The sequence below is a fragment of the Pseudomonas sp. 43mfcvi1.1 genome, assembly GCF_900115935.1.
Classification (GTDB): domain Bacteria; phylum Pseudomonadota; class Gammaproteobacteria; order Pseudomonadales; family Pseudomonadaceae; genus Aquipseudomonas; species Aquipseudomonas bijieensis.
This window is the reverse complement of the sequence record NZ_UETT01000009.1, coordinates 70,772-87,983: the sequence shown is the minus strand read 5'-3', so window position 1 is coordinate 87,983 and position 17,212 is coordinate 70,772. Positions and strand designations below refer to the sequence as shown.

Annotated in this window: 15 protein-coding genes; 6 read left to right on the top strand and 9 right to left on the bottom strand. The window is 62.5% G+C overall.

What is annotated here, in order from left to right:
* Positions 1-128: 128 nt before the first annotated feature.
* The 5 genes from DTP52_RS18045 to codA all read left to right on the top strand — a co-directional run bounded on the left by DTP52_RS18045 (position 129) and on the right by codA (position 5,492).
* The gene (locus DTP52_RS18045) at positions 129-1,208 is read left to right on the top strand and encodes a hypothetical protein (protein WP_109754578.1); all 1,080 of its coding nucleotides are present in this window, start codon (positions 129-131) and stop codon (positions 1,206-1,208) included.
* A gap of 82 nt (positions 1,209-1,290) precedes the next feature.
* On the top strand, positions 1,291-1,647 hold the full coding sequence (queD, locus tag DTP52_RS18040; protein ID WP_025212792.1) for a 6-carboxytetrahydropterin synthase QueD: 357 nt from the start codon (positions 1,291-1,293) through the stop codon (positions 1,645-1,647).
* 231 nt (positions 1,648-1,878) lie between these two features.
* Positions 1,879-2,694: an alpha/beta fold hydrolase gene (locus DTP52_RS18035; protein WP_109754577.1), complete on the top strand. Its 816-nt coding sequence runs from the start codon at positions 1,879-1,881 to the stop codon at positions 2,692-2,694.
* Positions 2,695-2,960: 266 nt separating this feature from the next.
* On the top strand, positions 2,961-4,232 hold the full coding sequence (gene codB / locus DTP52_RS18030) for a cytosine permease (RefSeq protein WP_109754576.1): 1,272 nt from the start codon (positions 2,961-2,963) through the stop codon (positions 4,230-4,232).
* Between the two features lie 12 nt (positions 4,233-4,244).
* Positions 4,245-5,492 carry a cytosine deaminase gene (codA, locus tag DTP52_RS18025; RefSeq protein ID WP_109754575.1) on the top strand — a complete coding sequence of 416 codons (1,248 nt, stop codon included), beginning with the start codon at positions 4,245-4,247 and terminating at the stop codon, positions 5,490-5,492.
* Between the two features lie 194 nt (positions 5,493-5,686).
* On the opposite strand, the gene DTP52_RS18020 is transcribed toward codA, so the two are convergent.
* A complete protein-coding gene (locus tag DTP52_RS18020; protein WP_109754574.1) occupies positions 5,687-6,679 on the bottom strand; it encodes a diaminopimelate epimerase in 993 nt (330 codons plus the stop codon).
* A gap of 170 nt (positions 6,680-6,849) precedes the next feature.
* On the opposite strand from DTP52_RS18020, the gene DTP52_RS18015 reads away from it, so the two are divergent.
* A complete protein-coding gene (locus tag DTP52_RS18015) occupies positions 6,850-8,001 on the top strand; it encodes an MFS transporter (protein WP_109754573.1) in 1,152 nt (383 codons plus the stop codon).
* A 193-nt stretch (positions 8,002-8,194) separates the two neighbouring features.
* On the opposite strand, the gene DTP52_RS18010 is transcribed toward DTP52_RS18015, so the two are convergent.
* From DTP52_RS18010 to DTP52_RS17970, 8 genes are all read right to left on the bottom strand, one after another.
* A complete protein-coding gene (locus tag DTP52_RS18010; RefSeq protein WP_109754572.1) occupies positions 8,195-10,633 on the bottom strand; it encodes a TonB-dependent receptor in 2,439 nt (812 codons plus the stop codon).
* Positions 10,634-10,730: 97 nt separating this feature from the next.
* Positions 10,731-11,714 (bottom strand): FecR family protein, encoded by a 984-nt coding sequence (locus DTP52_RS18005; protein ID WP_109754571.1) that lies wholly within the window; start codon positions 11,712-11,714, stop codon positions 10,731-10,733.
* A gap of 37 nt (positions 11,715-11,751) precedes the next feature.
* Positions 11,752-12,252 carry a sigma-70 family RNA polymerase sigma factor gene (locus DTP52_RS18000; RefSeq protein WP_060741413.1) on the bottom strand — a complete coding sequence of 167 codons (501 nt, stop codon included), beginning with the start codon at positions 12,250-12,252 and terminating at the stop codon, positions 11,752-11,754.
* Between the two features lie 218 nt (positions 12,253-12,470).
* On the bottom strand, positions 12,471-12,911 hold the full coding sequence (locus tag DTP52_RS17995) for a carboxymuconolactone decarboxylase family protein (protein ID WP_003203930.1): 441 nt from the start codon (positions 12,909-12,911) through the stop codon (positions 12,471-12,473).
* Between the two features lie 249 nt (positions 12,912-13,160).
* Positions 13,161-14,603, bottom strand: coding sequence for a mechanosensitive ion channel family protein (locus DTP52_RS17990; RefSeq protein ID WP_109754570.1), 1,443 nt, complete (start codon positions 14,601-14,603; stop codon positions 13,161-13,163).
* Positions 14,604-14,795: 192 nt separating this feature from the next.
* Positions 14,796-15,662, bottom strand: a complete 867-nt coding sequence (locus DTP52_RS17980) for a pirin family protein (protein ID WP_109754569.1) — start codon at positions 15,660-15,662, stop codon at positions 14,796-14,798.
* A 229-nt stretch (positions 15,663-15,891) separates the two neighbouring features.
* A complete protein-coding gene (locus DTP52_RS17975; protein WP_109754568.1) occupies positions 15,892-16,506 on the bottom strand; it encodes a response regulator transcription factor in 615 nt (204 codons plus the stop codon).
* Positions 16,507-16,621: 115 nt separating this feature from the next.
* A complete protein-coding gene (locus DTP52_RS17970) occupies positions 16,622-17,056 on the bottom strand; it encodes a chemotaxis protein CheY (protein ID WP_109754567.1) in 435 nt (144 codons plus the stop codon).
* Between the last annotated feature and the right edge of the window lie 156 nt (positions 17,057-17,212).

The window sequence follows — 17,212 nt, the reverse complement described above, 5'->3', positions numbered from 1 at the left end:
ACTGTATCGGGGCGAACTTAACTGAAACTGAATTGCCATCATTGAACACAGATCAATGTGGGAGCTTGCTCGCTCCCACAGGGTTTTGTGTCGCTATAATTGTTCGCTTGTTTGCCTTCGAGACCGGTATGACCGCCATCCACATCAAGTTCCCCGCCCTCACCCTCAAGGCCGGCCCCCGTGCCTTCGGGCGGATTCGCCAGGCCGGCCTGAACGCCGCCGATGTCGGCATCCTGCCGGGCGCCGCCGGTGGTCCCAAGGCCTTGGGTATCCAGGGACTGGACCTGGCGCTGTTCGGCCAATGGCTGCCCGCCGCGCCGCGGGAACGCTCGCTGATCGGCGCCTCGGTGGGCGCCTGGCGCTTCGCCAGTGCCTGCCTGCCAGACGCCGCCGAAGGAATCCGGCGCCTGGGCACCCTGTACAACGAACAAAGCTTCGCCAAAGGCGTGACCATGGCCGGGGTCAGCCAGAGCTCGCAGCGCATGCTCGATGACTTGCTCGAAGGGCGCGACACTTCGATCCTCGATAACCCGCGATACCGGCTCAATATCATGGTGGTCAAGAGCCACGGCCTGCTCGCCCAGGATCATCGCGGCCGGCTGGGCCTGGGGTTGTCATCGGTGATCGCCGACAACCTGCGAGGCCGTGCGCGGCTGTCGCGGCATTTCGAACGGTTGATCATCCATGACCCGCGCCTGGCCCCGCCCCTGCATCCGTTGAATGACTTTCCGTCGCGCTTCGTGCCCCTGGCCGCTGGCAACCTGCGCCAGGCCCTGCTGGCCTCGGGCTCGATCCCGATGATCATGGAGGGCGTGCGCGACCTGCCGGGCGCCGGTGCCGGCACCTACCGCGATGGCGGCTTGCTGGACTACCACCTCGACCTGCCGTACAGCGGCGAGGACATCGTGCTGTATCCGCACTTCACCGACCGGGTCATCCCCGGCTGGTTCGACAAGGGCCTGCCGTGGCGCCGGGGCAACGTCGACCGCCTGCAGGACGTGCTGTTGCTGGCACCGTCCCGGGAATACCTGGCGCGCCTGCCCTACGGCAAACTGCCGGACCGCAACGACTTCAAGCGCTTCATGGGCGATGACCCGAGCCGCCGCAAATATTGGCGCACGGCAATGGACGAGAGCCGCCGGCTCGGTGACGAGTTTCTTGAACTGGCAGCCAACGGTGGCCTGGGCGAGCGTTTGCTGACCCTTTAGTCAGCACGCTCGCGCAACACCGTTATCAAACTGATAAACTCCGCCGCCTGCCTCGCGACCGCTATCTAAAGAGCCCGAACCTGTGGAAATTTTCAAAGAGTTTACTTTCGAATCCGCCCACCGCCTGCCCCACGTACCAGAGGGCCACAAGTGCGGCCGCCTTCACGGTCACTCGTTCAAGGTGGCGATCCACCTGAGCGGCGACATTGACCCGCATACCGGCTGGATTCGCGATTTCTCGGAGATCAAGGCGATCTTCAAGCCGCTCTACGAGCGCCTGGACCACAACTACCTCAACGACATCCCTGGCCTGGAAAACCCCACCAGCGAAGTCCTGGCCAAGTGGATCTGGAATGAATTGAAGCCGTTGCTGCCGGAACTCAGCGCCATCCGCATCCATGAGACCTGCACCAGCGGTTGCATCTATCACGGCGAATAATCACTCCCCTGTGGCAAGTGAGCTTCCTGTGGCGAGGGGATTTATCCCCGTTGGGCTGCGCAGCGGCCCCCAAACCAGGCAACTCGGTGTGCCAGGAAGATTGAGTTCATTGCTTTAGGGCTGCTACGCAACCCAGCGGGGATAAATCCCCTCGCCACAAGGATGTCTCTCCTACTGAATGGCATTGGCCTATGCTTGATCCCCTGAGCCATTTTCAGGGGAGTATCGATCATGACCCACTGGCCGCTGGATCAGACCTACGACTTCAACGGACACCCCATCCGCTACGCCATCCACGGCGACGGCCCGCCGCTGGTGTTTGTCCACGGCACGCCCTTCTCTTCCTACGTGTGGCACCGGATCGCTCCGCTGTTCTTCACCACCCACAGGGTGCATTACTTCGACCTGCTGGGTTATGGCCAGTCAGCGCAACCCGATGCCGATGTGTCCCTCGGCGTGCAAAATCAACTGCTCGCGCAATTGCTGGAGCACTGGGGCCTGCATTGCCCGGACGTGGTGGCCCATGACTTTGGCGGTGCCACGGCCCTGCGCACGCACCTGCTCAATGGCAAGGACTACCGCAGCCTGACCCTGATCGATCCGGTGGCGCTGTCGCCCTGGGGTTCGCCTTTTGTTCAACACGTACGCCAGCATGAAACAGCCTTCAACGGCCTGCCCGACTACATTCAGCGGGCCATCGTGCCGGCCTATATCCGCGGCGCGATCAAGCGCGCTATTCCGGACGCAGAACTGGCGCCTTATGTACAGCCGTGGCTTGGCGAGCCGGGCCAGGCGGCGTTCTACCGGCAGATTGCGCAGATGGACGAGCGTTATACCCGCGAGGTCGAGGGCCTGTACCCAAACGTGCGCTGCCCGACCCAGATACTGTGGGGCGAGGATGACCAGTGGATCCCCATCGAGCGTGGCCGGGCCTTGCACAAACTAATTCCGGGCGCGCAGTTGCACCCGGTTCCGAACGCCGGGCACCTGGTCCAGGAAGACGCGCCGCAGGACATCGTCGCGGCGGTGTTGCGCTTTTTGACCTGAACCTGTGGGAGCGAGCCTGCTCGCGATAGCGATGTACCAGTTGACTTCGATGTGGCTGATCCGACGCTATCGCGAGCAGGCTCGCTCCCACAGGGGACTTTCATGAACAATGAGATCTGTGTTCCAACTTGAATCACCACCGCACCGCTTTCGCCCTCCTTCGCCCACCCAATCTCCAGGATTGTCTATAAATAACCTCGCGATCATTCGTTTGGCACGGCCGCTGCACGCTTGCGATATTCCCCTCATCCGCAAGGACCGCCCCCATGACTCAGAACGATCCAGGCAACGACTACCCCTTGAGCGAAGTTCCGATGCATGCCCGCAAGGGCCTGGCCTCCACGGCCATGGTGCTGCTGGGCTTCACCTTTTTCACCGCGACGATGTTTGCCGGTGGCAAGCTGGGCGTGGCGTTCGGTTTTGCCGAGATGCTCACGGTGATTGTGATTGGCAACCTGCTGCTGGGCCTGTATGCGGCAGGCCTGGGCTACATTGCCTTCAAGAGCGGGCTCAATTCGGTGTTGATGGGGCGTTTCTGTTTCGGCGAGGTGGGCAGCAAGCTCAGTGACCTGATCCTGGGCTTCACCCAGATCGGCTGGTACGCCTGGGGCACGGCGACTGCCGCCGTGGTGCTGGGCAAGTACTTCGAGTTGAGCGAGGGCACCGTGCTGGGGTTGATGGTGCTGTTCGGCTTGGGGTTCTGTGCCACGGCCTACATCGGTTATCGCGGCCTGGAAATCCTCTCCTACATTGCCGTGCCAGCCATGATGTTGCTGCTGATGCTGTCGATGTGGGTCGCGACGGTGAAGGTCGGCGGCTTCGAGGGTTTGCTGGCGGTGGTGCCGACGGGCAGCCTCGACTGGTCCACCGCCATCACACTGGTGTTCGGCACCTTCGTCAGCGGCGCGACCCAGGCGACCAACTGGACGCGGTTCTCCCGCTCGGCGAAGGTCGCGGTACTGGCGAGCCTGATCGGCTTCTTCCTCGGCAATGGCCTGATGGTGCTGATCGGCGCCTACGGGGCCATCGTCTATCAGCAACCGGACGTGGTCGAAGTGCTGCTGTTGCAGGGCTTCGCCATGGCGGCGATGGCCATGCTGCTGCTCAACATCTGGAGCACCCAGGACAACACCATCTACAACTTCGCCGTGGCCGGTTGCAACCTGCTGCGCACCCGCCGGCGCAAAACCGTGACCCTCGGCGGCGCGGTGATCGGCACGCTGCTGGCGCTGCTGGGCATGTACGATTTGCTGGTGCCGTACCTGATTCTGCTGGGCACGGTGATCCCGCCCATTGGCGGGGTGATCATGGCCGATTTCTTCTTCCGCTGGCGCGGTCGTTATCCACGCCTGGCCGAAGCGCAGTTGCCGGCGTTCAATTGGCCCGGGCTGTTGGCCTATGGGGTCGGCACCGTCGCCGCGTTCAATTCGCCATGGGTCGCGCCGCTGGTAGGAATCGCTGCCGGCGCGCTAACGTATGTGCTATTGATCGGCGCAATGGGTACTCGCACCGCTGACGCACCACTACAAGACTTATAAAGGACTCGCCTGATGCACATCATCAACGCCCGCCTGCGCAACCGCGAAGGCTTGCATGAACTGCACCTGGAAAACGGCCTGATTGCCAACATCGCCCGCCAGACCGAGGCCCCCAGCCTCGGCCCGGACGACCTCGACGCCGGCGGCAACCTGGTGGTCCCGCCTTTCGTCGAACCGCACATTCACCTGGACGCGACCCTCACCGCCGGCGAGCCGCGCTGGAACATGAGCGGCACGCTGTTCGAAGGCATCGAGTGCTGGGGCGAACGCAAGGCCACCATCACCCAGGAAGACACCAGCACCCGCGCCAAGAAAACCATCCAGGCCCTGGCCGCCCATGGCATCCAGCATGTACGCACCCACGTCGACGTGACCGATCCCGAGCTCACGGCCCTCAAGGCGATGCTGCAAGTGCGCGAGGAAAGTCGCCACCTGATCGACATGCAGATCGTCGCGTTTCCCCAGGAAGGCATCGAGTCCTACCGCAACGGCCGCGAGCTGATGGAAGAAGCGATCCGCATGGGCGCCGACGTGGTGGGCGGCATTCCGCATTTCGAGTACACCCGCGACCAGGGCGTCAGCTCGGTGAAGTTCCTGATGGACCTGGCCGAACGCACCGGCTGCCTGGTGGATGTGCATTGCGACGAAACCGACGACCCACACTCGCGCTTTCTCGAAGTGCTCGCCGAAGAAGCCCGCAGTCGCGACATGGGTGCGCGGGTCACGGCCAGCCACACCACGGCCATGGGCTCCTACGACAATGCCTACTGCGCCAAGCTGTTCCGCCTGCTCGGGCATTCGGGCATCAGCTTCGTCTCTTGCCCCACCGAGAGCATTCACCTGCAAGGGCGCTTCGATACCTTCCCCAAACGCCGCGGCGTCACCCGAGTCAATGAACTGCTCGAAGCCGGGATGAACGTGTGCTTCGGCCAGGACTCCATCGTCGACCCGTGGTACCCGCTGGGCAACGGCAACATCCTGCGGGTGCTCGAAGCCGGGTTGCACATCTGCCACATGCTCGGTTACCGCAACCTGCAAAGCGCCCTCGACCTGGTCACCGACAACAGCGCCAAGGCCATGAACCTGGGCGAGCGCTACGGGCTGGAACCGGGGCGGCCGGCGAACCTGCTGATCCTGTCGGCGGACAGCGACTACGAAGTAATCCGCAGTCAGGGCTTGCCGCTGTACTCGATCCGCAACGGTGAAGTGCTGATGAAGCGGCAGATGCCGGTGGTGGAGTTCGCGCAGCCGTTGGGCTGATGCACCCCGTTGTGAGAGTGAGCTTGGTGTCCATCAGTTGATATTGAGGTCACTGACCTGCCGCTATCGCGAGCAGGCTCGCTCCCACAGAGGGTTTGTGTCGTACACAAATTCGTGCCCGCTGAAGCTCAAAATTGTGGGAGCGAGCCTGCTCGCGATGGCGTCATTAGCCGCACTGCGGAACTCCAGATTTTCTAGGACACAAGCTGCGCCGTACCAAACAACCTGACCCGAACCAGCTCACCAGCCTCTTCTTCCAACAAAATCGGCGCTGTCCCACCGGGCATCACCACCCTCACCGGCCCCGCCTGCACCCAACCCACCCGCCACGCAGCACTGGCCACCGCGCTGGCGCTGGTGCCCGAGGACGCAGTGGGGCCTTCGCCCCGCTCGAATACCCGGGCAACGATCCGCCCTTCGGCCTCGCGCCAGGCCCATTGCAGATTCACCCCCGCCGGGCACGGAACCCCTGCGCCAGCGGGCGGCGCATAAGCGATGCGGGTCAGGCTTTGCGACAACTGCGATGCACGCATTTGCGCGTTGCTCGGCAGCGCCTCGACCCCTTCCACCAGGGTCACGCAATGCGGATTGCCAATGTTCACGAATTGACTGTTGCCCCATGCCGGGTTCAACCCATGGAGCACCGCCACCCGACTGACCTCACGCTGATTGAACACCACGCGCTCCACGCTTTGGGCAGCGACGGCCTGAGGTCCAAACAGGGGTTTTCCCAAGTCCAGCCAGAAGCCCTGCACACCCTCGAACTCAGCTGACCGCACCGACGTGTGCAGCGGCGACAAGCCCTGGTGTTTGTCATGGTGCACCTGCAACAAGCAATCCCCCTCGCCCGGCATCAAGCCTTGCTCTTTCAGCGCCTGGGAGAAAATCGTCAAGCCGTTGCCGCTGCGCTCGGCCAGGGTACCGTCAGTGTTGACGATCAAAACGTCAAAGGGTGGTTCGCTCTGGAACGGGCCGATCAACAGCCCATCGCTGCGGTGGTCCTTGGCATCCGGCGGTGCTTCACCCGGCGACCAACTGCAGAAGGCATGCACGGCAGCCAAGGCCCAGGACTCGCGCCGCTGTGCAGCGAGGGCGACCGACGGCGGCAGGTCGATACCGTGGTCACGCACCTGTCGCGGGGAAACGACGCCATAAATATTGCCGCGTGCATCATAAAACTGCGTCATAGACCAGACCCGAAATCAGCCAGCAAGGGCCGGTACTTTATGCTGGCACAGGCTGTGGGAGCAAAGCCTGCGCTTTGATCGGCACCTTGGGGTCGCGGTGCGGTCAGTGGATATGCAAGCATAGGCTCCCTGCCCGCACCAGCGCACCACACGCAAGCCAAGGACGATTCATGACTGCCATCACCCCTCCGCCAACCTTTGTTCCCGGACGCCTGGAACAGATGTCCACCCGCATCGCCTATCTCATCGCCGGCATCGGCATCGCCGCCTGGGCACCACTGGTGCCATACGCCAAGGTGCGGGCAAACCTGGACGAAGGCACCCTCGGTTTGCTGTTGCTGTGCCTCGGGGTGGGATCGATCCTGGCGATGCCGATTGCCGGTGCGCTGGCCGCGCGGTTCGGCTGCCGGCGAGTGCTCAGCGGGGGCACGCTCCTGATCTGCCTGGCGTTGCCGTTGCTGGCGACGATGACCTCCCTGCCCTGGTTGGTGGCGGCATTGTTCCTGTTTGGCGCCGGCCTCGGCACCGTGGACTCGACCGTGAACCTGCAAGCGGTAATCGTCGAGCGGGCCAGTGGCAAGACCATGATGTCGGGCTTCCACGGCATGTTCAGCCTCGGCGGGATCATTGGCGCGGCCGGTGTGAGCGCCCTGCTCGGCCTGGGGCTTTCGCCGCTGGGGGCGACGCTGGTGGTCAACGCGGTGCTGCTGGTGGCATTGTTCAAGGCTGCGCCGCACCTGTTGCCTTATGGCAGTGAAAGCTCGGGCCCGGCGTTTGCCATTCCCCACGGAGTGGTGCTGTTCATTGGCATCCTGTGCTTCATCGTATTCCTCGCCGAAGGCGCGGTGCTGGATTGGAGCGCCGTGTTCCTGACCAGCGAACGCGCGGTGGATACCGCCTATGCCGGGCTGGGTTATGCCGCCTTCGCGCTGACCATGACCGTCGGCCGACTGACCGGCGACTCGGTGGTGCATCGCCTGGGCGCCAAACGCGTGATCATCTATGGCGGATCGATCGCGGCAGCCGGGTTCCTGCTGGCAACCCTCGCACCGATGTGGCAAGCCGCGCTACTGGGCTATGCGTTGGTGGGTGCCGGGTGCTCGAACATCGTGCCGGTGCTGTACACCGCCGTCGGCAAACAGACCCTGATGCCGGAAGCCATCGCCGTACCGGCCATCACCACCATCGGCTATGCCGGCATCCTCGCCGGCCCGGCGCTGATCGGCTTCGTCGCCCATGGCAGCAGCTTGAGCTTTGCCTTTGGGCTGATTGCGCTGTCGCTGGTGGCGGTGGCGGCCAGTGGGAAAGTGTTGAAGGTTTAAAGACTCATACCATTGTTTGCGGTAAGGATCTTCTCTGTGGCGAGGGGATTTATCCCCGCTGGGCTGCGAAGCAGACCCAAAGCAGCAGACTCAATCTGCCTGACACACCGAGTAGGTGATCTTAGGGCTGCTGCGCAGCCCAGCGGGGATAAATCCCCTCGCCACAAATGTACGCGTCAACCCTGGGTTTTCATCAAAACCCCACGCTCGCCTGCACGAAGAACGTACGCGGCGCACCCACATACATGCCCGAGTTGTTGTCACTGGAACGGGTGTAGTACTGGTGATCGAACAGGTTCTTCACCCCGGCGCCGACTTTCAGGTTCGACAGTTGCTCGCCGAAGTCGTAGCCCGCGCGCACGTTCCAGAGCACATAGCCCGGCATGTCGCCGTACTGCCCGTCAGCGGTGCCGTCGGTGATGTAGTCACCGCTGAAACTGCCATCGGCGTTCACGCCGGTACCCGGCGAGCGCTGTTTCGACTGGGCGAAGGCATCGAGGTTGTAGGTCCAGCGGTTGACGTCATAGCGCAGGCCCAGGTTCACCACCTGACGGGAATAGAACGGCAGGTCGCGGCCCTTGAAGCTTGGAATCTCGCCTTCGTAAGTCGCCCGGGTGTAGGTGAAACCGGCGTTGGCGGTGAGGCCTTCGAGACGTGGGTCGAGCGCGGCCATGTCGTAATGCACCGAAGCTTCCAGGCCCTGGTGCTTGGTCGCGCCCAGGTTGGTCCAGCCCACGTCGTTGCTGATGTACTGCAACTCGTCGTCGAAGTCGATGTAGAACAGCGTCACTTCCCCGCCCCACACGTCATCGTTGTAGCGCGTACCGATCTCGTAGGTCTTGGCCTTTTCCGGGCTCAGACCGCTGGCGGTGCTGTTGCCGTCGCCGCCCTGGCCGAGCTGGAAGTATTGCAGGCTACCGAACGACGTCTCGTAGTTGGCGAACAGCTTCCACGCATCGGACAGGTGATACATCACGCTCAGGGCCGGCAGCGGTTCGTTGCTGTCGATACTGCGGCGTTTTTCCTGCACGGGGCGACCGGCGGTGTCGAGCACGGGGCGATCGTGCCACTCGGTGCTGATGCTTTCGAAGCGGATACCCGGGGTGATGGTCCATTTGCCGATATCGATCTTGTCATCGATGTAGACCGCGTGAGCTTCAGTGCCGCCAGTGCGGTCCTGGTAAACGTGACCGTCGGAGCCCGGACGCACCACCGGTTCGTTGTTACGCAACGCCAGGCGGCTGGCTTCTTCGTGCATGCCTTCCTTGAGGTAGCGATAACCGACGCTGGCTTCCTGGGTGGTTGGCCCCAGGTCGAACACGTGGGACACCCGAGGCTCAATGCCGAAGGTGTAATAGGTGCGCGGGTAGGAGGCCAGGTTGCGCTGGTCCCGGGAGGCGATGGTGCTGCCACGGTAGCTGTCGGAGTAGTAGGTCAGCACTTCGGCCTGGGTGCGGTCGTCGATCTGGCGCAACCATTTGAACGACACATCCTTGCGGCGTCCGCTGAAGTTGTCCCAGTCGCGGTCGGACTGGTACGGGTCGGCGTCATACTGCTCCTGGGTCAGGCCGCCGGGCATGTCGGCCTTGGCGTCGTAGTAATGGAAGTTCAGCGAGAAATCGTCCACATCGGTGGGCGCCCAATGGGTCTTGAGGATGACATCGTCGATGTCGTTGTCGTTGTTGCTTCGGCGATAACCATTGCCGTTGACGCCCGAATACAACAGCGCCACGCCCAGGCCGTTGTCGGCGGTGCCGCCGAGGAACGCCGTGTCGATGTGCTTCCAGCCACCGCGTTGGGAAGTTTCCAGGGTGGTGCCGATTTCGCCGGTGGCTTTTTCCGGAATCGCCCGGGTCACGAAGTTGATCACCCCGCCGACGTTCTGTGGCCCGTAGCGCACGGATCCGGCGCCGCGCACCACGTCGATGCTGTCCAGGTTGCCCGAGGAGATCGGCGCCATGGACAACTGTGGCTGGCCGTAGGGCGCAAACGCTGCCGGCACGCCGTCGATCAACACTGTGGAGCGCGGCGACAAGCGCGAAGTGAGGCCACGCACGCCGACGTTCAGGGAAATGTCGCTGCCGCCGGTGCCGTTGGCGTCTTGCACCTGCACACCCGGCATGCGCCGCAGCACATCACCAACGTTCATGGCGCCCTGCTCCACCATCGCTTCGCGGCGGATCACCGTGCGCGCGCCGGGATGGTTCTGCACCACTTCGGCGTTGGCATCGCCGAGCCAATCGCCGACCACCTGGATTTCAGTGGCGCCCAGCTCCAGCGGGCCCGCATTGGATGCCGAGGGTGCCGGCAACACGGTTACCGAACCGTTATCGATCTGGTATTGCAGGCCGCTGCCCTGGAGCAATTGGCGCAAGGCCGCTTCCGGGGACAGGTTGCCGTCCACCGCCGGGGCTTGCTTGCCGGCCACCAGTTCGGGGCTGAAGAACACTTGCAACGCGGTTTGCTGGCCGAGCTGGCTCAAGGCTTGGCCCAACGGCTGCGCCTGGATGTGAATGGCGATGGCGGACTGATCGGCGAACGCCTGGGGCAGCGCGGCGCTGACCGCCAGGGTCAGGGCCAGTGGCAGCCAGCGTGCGGGGCTACGATTGTTGTTTTTGGCGGTTTTTTTCACGTCGAACCTTGTCCTGTTGATCGCAAGAATACGCGTCTGTTAATGCAAACCAGTTGCAGTTGGACAAGAAGACGAAGAACTCGAAAAAAACCTGAATCTATCGCGCAATTATTTCTTGGCTGCCGTCATCCAGGGTGCGCACGGCCACCGGCAGAATGTTCGGCAGGGCCTTGAGCAGAGCCTCGGGATCGTCGGAACGGAACACGCTGGTCAGGCGCAAGTTACCCACCGCCGCACTGCCGACCCGCAGGGGGTTGGCGCGATAACGGGAGACTTCTTCAGCCACTTCCTTCAGCGGCGCGTTATTGAACACCAGTTTGCCGTTGCGCCAGGCGGTGAGCGCCTCGGCGTTGACCGCGTAAGGTGTGGCGACTTTGCCCTGGGCATCGATCTGGGTGCCAAGGCCCGGCGTAAGACTGACGTACTGGGTTCGCGGTGCATCGCGTCCCAGGACCTTGACGCTGCCCTGCTCCACCGCCACCCGGGTCTTGTCGGCATCGCGGCGCACGTCAAAGCGCGTCCCGGTTACCGTTACCTGACCGTTGCCCGCATCGACCGTGAATGGCCGGCCGGCGTCATGCTCGACCGTGAACAACGCCTCGCCTTCGGCCAACTCCACTCGGCGTTGACGGTGTGCGAATTGAATACGCACCCGGCTGCGGCTGTTGAGGTCGATCACCGAGCCGTCGGGCAAGGCGATATGCCGACGCTCACCGAAGGCGGTGGCATATTCGCCGCTGTAGTCGGTGGAAGAACTCAAGCCGCTGAACAACCCCAAACCAAGCGCCGCCGCGAACAACCCGGCGGCGGCCGCATAACGCAACAGAGGCCGACGCGGGGAACGTTTGGCAGGAGCTTCGCACAACGCTCGCAGGCGTTCCTTGGGCAACAGGTCCGTGGCGCTCCAGATCCCCTGCAGCAATTGGATTTCGTCGCGGTGGTTGGGATGCTCGTCCAGCCAGGCTTCGAAGCGCTGGCGCTCCTCGACACTCATGGCGGGTGCTTGCAAACGTACGAACCATTGCGCCGCCGCGTCGCGAACCCTGTCCTGCCCGCACGGGCATTCACGGCTATCCATCATGGAAGGTCCTGTGGCTCGGGTGGAAGATGGCGACGGATCATTGGCCAGGCCCGTCCAGACGATCGCGCAGATGCCGCAGGGTGCGGATCATATACTTTTCCACCATGTTCTTGGACAGGCCCAGGCGCTCGGCGATTTCCGCCTGGGTCAGGCCCTCGATCTTCTGCCAGACGAACACCGTGCGGCAGTTGGCCGGCAGCTCGGCAAGCGCCCGCTCGATGGAGTCCGCCAGTTGGATCGCGTGCATGAAATGCTCCGGGTCGCCCGAAAACGACTGACCAGGGTCGATGACAGCCTCTTCCATGGCCCCCCGTCGATCTTCGCGCCGATAGCCATCCACTGCAATGTTGCGCGCCGTCTGATGCAAATAGGCCCGTGGCTGCTCGACCCCGCTCGAATCGGACTCAAGCACCCGCACGAAGGTGTCATGGGCCAGGTCCTCGGCCTGCTGGCGATTGCGCAGGCGACGGGTCCAGGTGCCGATCAACTCTTCGTAATGCTCGAAAAAGCCGGGTCTGCGGGGCAGCTTGGGGGTCATCACGGCGCGCTGTGGGAACGGGGCCTGAATAGTAATGGTTACTATTAAGGAGAAGCAAACGGATTGCGGTGCCTGTCGTCCGAAGCTTTAAAGTCTGGAATTGATCCTTGTGGGAGCGAGCCTGCTCGCGATGGCGGTGTGTCAGTCAGTGATGCATGAACTGTCAGACCGCTATCGCGAGCAGGCTCGCTCCCACAGGTTTTCTGGTGCAAGAGGTCTCAGGCCTCCGGCATCTTGCGAAACCCCACCGCCAGACGGTTCCAGCCGTTGATGGCGTTGATCGCCACCGTCAGGTCGACCATTTCCTTGGGGCTGAAATGCTCACTCAGCAGGGCATAGTCGGCGTCCGGCGCGTGGGTGTCGCTCAGGCGGGTCAGGGCTTCGGTCCAGGCCAGGGCGGCGCGTTCACGGCCCGTGAAGAACGGCGCTTCGCGCCATGCGGTCACGGCGTACAAGCGGCGTTCGGTCTCGCCGTCCTTGCGGGCGTCGGCGGTGTGCATGTCGATGCAGAAGGCGCAGCCGTTGATCTGCGAGGAACGCAGCTTGACCAGCTCCAGCAGGGACTTCTCCAGGCCCAGTTTCGAGACGGCGGTTTCCAGGGCCAGCATGGCTTTGAAAGCGTCAGGGGAAGCGGTGTAGAAATCGATACGCGGTTGCATGGTGAACTCCAGGACAATTGGGTGTAGCGCTAAGTTAGCCGTGCAGTGGCGCGGTACAAATAGCCAATTGTTGGGAAGTTCGGGTGGCCAATGAAGACCCAGGGGATTGTGGGAGCAAGGCTTGCCCGCGATGAAGATGACGCGATCTTCCGGAGAACCGAGGCGCCTACATCGCGGGCAAGCCTTGCTCCCACACAGCGCGGATAAATCCCCTCGCCACAGGGGGACGTGGGGACTTCAAGATAGGCTTCAGGCCCGGCTTCGCAGCCATTGCAGGAAGCGCTTCTTGGCCACGGGCTTGGGCAGCTCGCGGGTGAGGTTCTGTGCCAGGTGGATGCGTACGTCCAATAGGTTCTTCATGGCGTCGTTGATGTCGCGGCGGGCCTCCAGGCAAGGCTTGAGGTAGCTGTTCTCGATGCGGTACAGGGTGCAGAAGGTCTTGGCGGTAAAATTCGCCAGCGCAGCCTGCTCGGCGACGATCCCGGCTTCGCCGATCACCTCTCCCGGCCCCATGCGCCCGCCCTCGAGTGGCTGGCCGTTGCGCATGAGGGTCACGCTGACCACCCCGGATTCGATGATGAACAGATGATCGCTGACCTCCCCGGCCGCCAGGATCACGTCGCCCGCGCGGAAGGTCTGCAGGGTCATGTTCTGAGCGAAGGTGTCTTTCTCATCCTGGCGCAGGGTGGAGAAAATGTTCGAGCTTTCCAGCAAGGCCCGGGGGCGCGACACCGCCTGGGGAGTCGTGCTTTCGCTGGTAGACAACAGGCTCACGCCCGACGCCTGCAAATGCCGGAACGCCAGGTCGAACAGCTGGTTGCGCACCGTGCGTTTCTGGGCCATGGAGGCAACGAAACCGCTGATCTCGTACTCCGCACCAGCACTGCCGCTGCTTTTAAGCGTGACGCAGGGTGCGGGGGTGGTGAGCAAGGAACGACAGCCGATCATCGCCCGCTCCAACGCGTCGATCACGGTTTGGGGCCGCGCGTGAGGGCTGACCTGGACGCTGATGGACAAGCCATGGACATCGCTGGGTCGACTGAAGTTGATGACCTTGGCCTTGGCCGCCAGCGAGTTGGGGATCACCGCCATGCTGCCCTGGGCGGTCTGCAAGCGCGTGGCTCGCCAGTCGATGTCGGTGACCCGGCCTTCGGTGCCGTCGATGGAAATCCAGTCGTCGAGCTGATAGGGCTTGGTGGTATTGAGCACGATGCCGGAGAACACATCGCTGAGGGTGCTCTGCAAGGCCAGGCCGACGATGATCGCCATCGCGCCGGACGTCGCCAGTACACCCTTGACCGGCAAATCCAGCACATAGGCCAATGCCGCGATAACGGCGATCAGGAAAATCACCGCGCCCAGCAAGTCCTGCAACAACCGCCCGGTATGGCCGACCCGTTGCATCATCGCCGCGCCAATCAGCACCGTCAGGGTTCGCGCGGCAAACAGCCACCAGGCGATCTGCAAGCCAGTAGCGGCCAGGTGCCGCGGCACATCGTCGACCCACTGCGCCGGCTGCATGGGGTTGAGGCCTTCGTTGAACAGCAGCACGCTGAACAGCGAAAAAATCACCACCCTTGCGCCGATTTTCCAATAGGTCCGATCCGCACTGACCAGGCGCCACATCAATAGGTCGAGCACAAGCAGCACCAGGGCACAGAGCAGCGGGTGATCGGAGATCAGAGACAGCATCGGGACAGCTCCAGAAAGGCCATTGGCGAAGATTGGCACAGTTTTGACGAGAGTGTACCGACCACGCAAACCCTGTGGGAGCGAGCCTGCTCGCGATAGCGGTGTGTCAGCCACATTAATGTTGACTGATCCGCCGCTATCGCGAGCAGGCTCGCTCCCACAGGGGGTTCAGGGTGGTGGTTGTTTTCGCGTTCAGTCGTCCATCCGGCCAAAACGCCCGGAATGGAAATCACTGAAGGCCTGGTGGATTTCCTGCTCGCTGTTCATCACGAATGGACCATGGCCGACGATGGGTTCGTCGATCGGCTCGCCGCTGAGCAGCAGTACCACGGCATCGTTATTGGCTTGCAGGCTCAATTGATCACCAGCCCGGTCGAACAGGGCCATCTGCCCGGCCTCGACCCGTTCGCGGCCATTGGCCTGGACCGAGCCTCGCAATACCACCAGGGCGGTGTTGTGGCCTTCGTGCAGGTCAAGGGTGAGGCTTTTTCCGGCATTCAAGCGGATGTCCCAGACGTCGATGGGCGTGAAGGTCTTCGCGGGGCCTTGATGCCCTTCGAAACGCCCGGCGATCAGGCGCAGGCTGCCGGCGTCGTCCTTCAGGGCAATGTTCGGGATGTCACCCTTGAGGATCGTCTGGTAGCCGGCCGGGGCCATCTTGTCCTTGGCGGGCAGGTTGACCCACAGCTGGACCATTTCCATGAACCCACCCTGCCGGGCGAAGGCTTCGGAGTGGAACTCTTCGTGGATGATGCCGGAAGCAGCGGTCATCCATTGCACATCGCCAGGGCCGATCTTGCCACCGCTGCCGGTGGAGTCGCGGTGCTCCAGTTCGCCCTGGTAGACGATGGTCACGGTTTCAAAACCGCGATGGGGGTGCTGGCCGACGCCACGACGCTCGGTGGTGGGCGTAAATTCCGTGGGGGCGGCATGATCCAGCAGCAGGAACGGGCTGATGTGCTTGCCCAGGTTGTCGTAGGAAAACAGCGTGCGAACCTGGAAACCGTCGCCGACCCAATGGGGTCGCGGGCTGGTGTAGAGGCCGATGATGTTTTTCATGCCGTGTCTCCAAAAATCAGGTACTGCGATTCGATGAACGCAGCTTAAAACCGACACCCTTCAAGCACTAGATGGCAAAAACCGGCCTTAGCGTTCTATCTGGAGAACAGCGATCAAAAAACTGTGGGAGCGAGCCTGCTCGCGATGGCGGTGCCTCTGCCGATGATGCATCGACTGTCAGACTGCTATCGCGAGCAGGCTCGCTCCCACCTTATTTGGTGTAACTCATTCAAAGATGATTACGCTTGGCAAACTCCGACAACCCCACCAAGGATTGCAAGCCGAGTTTTTCCAACAGGCGAGTCTTGTAGGTGCTGACGGTTTTAGGACTCAGGAACAGGCTTTCGGCGATGTCCTTGCCGCGCATGCCCATGGCCAGCATGCGCAGGATGGACAGCTCGCGGGTGGAGAGGCTTTCCAGGGCCTGCTGTTCGCTGCGTTGCTGGAAATCCAGCCTGACGGGCATCTGGGGGAAATAGGCATAGCCGGACTTCAACGCCTGGATGGCCTTGGTCAGTTCCTTGAGGTCGCTTTTCTTGGTCACAAAGCCCCGGGCCCCGGCCGAGATGCAGCGGTTGCAGAAGTGCTGCGCATCCTGGGAGGTGAACACCAGCACACTGCATTCAGGAAACTGGGCCATGATCCAGACCAGCAGGTCCAGGCCATCGAAACCGTTCATCACCAGGTCCAGGATCACCAGGTCTGGCACGCGCTCCTTGATGATGGCCCTGGCATCGGCCACGCCGCTGGCATCCCTGATGTGGGTGAACGCCTCATTCTGGCAAATGAGCCGCAACGCCCCTCGTATGACAGGGTGGTCATCCACGATCAACACGTCTTTCAAAGGTAACTCCCCAGGTCATTACAAACGGCACCGGTGCCATGACTGCACCGGACTCTTGCACAAGCGCCAGGCCATGCCACCTGTCAGATCCGACAGTGCGGACCGACGGTCTTTCTCAGCGTCCATGGCCCTGTCTGAGGGCGCGCGTCCACGGTTGCAGCGACTCACTGACGTGAGGGTCGACCCGCTCCATCAGGCGCCGCAGGGAAGCGAGGTCAGGCAGTGGCGCCTGACTCAAGTGCATGCTCGATCGGCGCGCCACAGGCACCGACGACAGACTGGCCAGCTGCGCGTTGTAAATCATCCCGTGACGAACCTGTGGGTTATAGATAACAAAATCGTGCAGGTCCAGCGCCCCGCTCGCCAGCCCGGCATTGACGACAATCAGGTCAAACGGCTCGCTGCCGTACTCCACCAGCGTCAGCAACTCCTGCACATGGCTCACGGGGACAATCCGGAAATAGCCCTGTTGATTGAACAGGCGCTCCAGCACTACTCGATGAGCATGTTGTGGGTCGGCAATCAGGATACGGAGGGCTTTGTTCGGCATGGCAGGCATTCCAGTAGCAACACTGACGGGTATGAAGCAGGGCCGTCAGGCTAGAGGAAGCTTTTGTGAGGCGCTGTAGGACTAATCCGAAAAAGATGAGGGAAAAGCGTCAACCCGATCAACCGGGGAAACCGGAGCCGAACGCAACCCCGTGGC